This window comes from Lutibacter sp., from assembly GCF_041555395.1.
Classification (GTDB): Bacteria; Bacteroidota; Bacteroidia; order Flavobacteriales; family Flavobacteriaceae; genus Lutibacter.
This window is the reverse complement of record NZ_JBFFKM010000107.1, coordinates 1-2,915: the sequence shown is the minus strand read 5'-3', so window position 1 is coordinate 2,915 and position 2,915 is coordinate 1. Positions and strand designations below refer to the sequence as shown.

The window sequence follows — 2,915 nt, the reverse complement described above, 5'->3', positions numbered from 1 at the left end:
TCTTTCTCATTGAAATTTACTTCATATATCTGATACGCAATTCTTCGCGTTTTATTTTCAATTTGCTCATTCGTTAAAATAATTGAACTTTCCATTTGGTTATTTTTTTTCAAAGATAAAAAACAATTCTCTTCCAGCTCTCGGTTGAATTGAATTATAACATCTTTCTAATTTTTTAATAGTGAAATAGTGCGTAAACAGCTGCAAATATGCTGATGACGAACCACCAAAAGGCGGACCTTCTTCAGTCAGCTCAAAATCAAATAAAAGCCCGGCCAATTTGCCATTTTCCTTTAATAAATTAGCCATTTTTTCAGCATACTTTTTACGTAAAACAGGATCCAATGCACAAAAAAAAGTTTGCTCCAAAATTAAATCATATTTTTCGGTATGATTAAAAAAATCACCGTGAATTAAATGGTTGTCAGGAAAATCGGGGAATCGGGTTTTTAAGTTTCTTAAAGGTTGTTCAGCAATATCAATAACAAAGATGTTTTTAAAACCATGTCCAACTAAATATTCAGCTTCGTAACAATTACCGCCACCCGGTATTAAAATTTTTAATTTTTTGTTGGTCAATTGTTCAAAATAGGTGGTTAGTGGGGTAGAAGCATAGCCAATATCCCATCCTGTTGCTTCATTGCTGTACTTGCTTTCCCAATATGCTTTATCAAATCGAGTTTTCATTTTTTATAATGATTTTATGAATCCTCCATCTATTGAAATGTTGGTTCCCGTAATATATGATGAATAATTTGAGGCTAAAAAGGAAACCAAATACCCAAATTCTTCAGGTTTTCCCAATCTTCCTGCAGGAATTTCCTGCGTCATTAGTTTTAAATTTTCTTCTAATGAAATTCCTTTGGCAGTTGCCTGAATTTTATTGAGCTGCTTTATTCTTTCCGTATCAAAAAGCCCTGTTAAAATAGTATTGACAGTAATGCCAAATGGGGCAATAGCTGTCGCCAGCGTCTTTGCCCAAATGGCAACTGCAGCTCTTATGGTATTTGATAAAACCAGGTTTGACAAAGGCTCTTTAACGGTCAATGAAGCGGTGTTGATAATTCGTCCGTAATTGTTTTTCTTCATGTTTTCAATCGCCAACAAAGTAAGATGACAGGTTGTTTTAAACAATAAATCGAAGGCTTTTTGGTAATCGCCGATATTTTTTTCAAAAACACCGCCAGCTTCTGGTCCGTTGGTATTATTAACCAAAATATCAATGGTGTTATTTTTAAAATAGTTTGAAGTTATTGCTTCAAAAGCATTGAAATCATAAAAATCAACAACAATATACTCATGTTTTTGATTAAAACGAGTGTCCAGCTCGGCAATTGTGGCTTTCAGTTTTTCCTCATTTCTGGCCATTAATGTAACGGAAGCACCGCAACTTGCCAACTGTAAAGCAATTGCTTTACCCAATCCTTGTGTGCTTGCGCCAACCAGCGCATTTTTACCTTCTAAATTAATCTTCATTTCCATCTCCTTCCTCATGTAAATCATCTAAATCCCGTCTGTCTTTTTTAGTGGGTCTTCCAACACCTTTTTTCCGATAATAATCTTTAGAATATTTTAGAAGATCTAATTTTTCAAATTCTTCTTTCGGTGTTAAATCTATTCGGTATAAATCAACAAATTTAGCACCAACGCGGTTTGCGGGTGTGTCGATAACTTGAATTTCGTAATTAATTTGGTTTTTTCGGACAATCAATTTTTCGTCTTTAAAAACGATCTTTGAAGCTTTTACATTATCTCCATTTAATTTAATATGGCCTTTTCTACAAGCTTCCGTGGCAAGACTTCTGGTTTTGTAATATCGTACACACCACAAATATTTATCAATTCTCATATAATAAAGTTAAATTATAAATTTCCCTTTTAACAAAGGTATGAAAATAGTATCTTGCGCCCTTAAAAATTAACCTGAATGAAATTTAAAAATATATTTTTTATACTCGCTTTAAGCAGTGTAATTTTTTCTTGTAGTAAAGACGATAATAACAAAGAATCTTTTGATGCGGAAAAACAAGCTTTAGATGATGATACTGCTTTAAAAGAATACTTACAAACACATTATTTAAATGATGTTGATGGTGGTATTTATACCATAAAAAATGGTGAAGCACCTTTGATGGGACAAGTTGAGACGCAGAACATCACGAAAAATGAAATTTCCTATAAATTATACTATTTAAAACAGGTAGTAGGAACTACAATTTCCCCAAGCAGAGCCGATTCCGTATTAACAACCTATACTGGAATGTTATTGGACAGTACGGTTTTTGATTCTCGCTCAACTTTGACATGGTTGCCGCTTACGGGTGTAATTGACGGATGGAGTTATGGTTTTACGAATTTTAAGGGAGGAACCAAAATTATGAATACCGATGAGTCTTTCTATTATGAAAACACCGGAAAAGGGCTTTTATTTATACCTTCAGGCTTGGCTTATGGTAACTTTGGGCAAAATGTGATTCCTCCAAACTCTCCACTAGTTTTTCAAATTACTTTAAATGATGTGAATATAGCAGATCATGATAATGATGGGATTTCTTCTATTTTAGAAGATAGAAATGGTGATGGCGACGTAAAAAATGACGATACAGATGGAGATTTAATTATGGATTATCTTGATGTCGACGATGATAATGACGGAAAACCAACCAAAGATGAAGATACCAACGGAAACGGAAATTGGTTTGATGACGATACAGACGGAGACGGAACTCCAAATTTCTTGGATAAAGACAATTAATAAACTTTTACTGCATAACTAATAAAAAAGCTTCCCAAAATAAATTGGGAAGCTTTTTTTATTAGTTAGGACATCCTTTGCCTCTCCAACCGGTTCTTAATCTGCCGCCTTCTCCATTAATTTTAAGAAGGTTTATATGTACGCTTAATTGAATTTGGCT

General features: G+C 33.6%; 4 protein-coding genes. 1 reads left to right on the top strand and 3 read right to left on the bottom strand.

Annotated elements, in window-relative coordinates; genetic code table 11:
- Positions 1–99: 99 nt before the first annotated feature.
- From ABY285_RS12410 to ABY285_RS12400, 3 genes are read right to left on the bottom strand one after another with little or no spacing between them, the layout of a single operon-like run.
- Positions 100–687 carry an SAM-dependent methyltransferase gene (locus ABY285_RS12410; RefSeq protein WP_372770530.1) on the bottom strand — a complete coding sequence of 196 codons (588 nt, stop codon included), beginning with the start codon at positions 685–687 and terminating at the stop codon, positions 100–102.
- Between the two features lie 3 nt (positions 688–690).
- A complete protein-coding gene (locus ABY285_RS12405; protein ID WP_372770528.1) occupies positions 691–1,482 on the bottom strand; it encodes an SDR family oxidoreductase in 792 nt (263 codons plus the stop codon).
- Positions 1,466–1,849, bottom strand: coding sequence for an RNA-binding S4 domain-containing protein (locus ABY285_RS12400; RefSeq protein ID WP_372770526.1), 384 nt, complete (start codon positions 1,847–1,849; stop codon positions 1,466–1,468). Before ABY285_RS12400 ends, ABY285_RS12405 begins: the two co-directional genes overlap by 17 nt.
- 78 nt (positions 1,850–1,927) lie before the next feature.
- On the opposite strand from ABY285_RS12400, the gene ABY285_RS12395 reads away from it, so the two are divergent.
- Positions 1,928–2,755 carry an FKBP-type peptidyl-prolyl cis-trans isomerase gene (locus ABY285_RS12395; RefSeq protein ID WP_372770524.1) on the top strand — a complete coding sequence of 276 codons (828 nt, stop codon included), beginning with the start codon at positions 1,928–1,930 and terminating at the stop codon, positions 2,753–2,755.
- Positions 2,756–2,915: the final 160 nt, after the last annotated feature.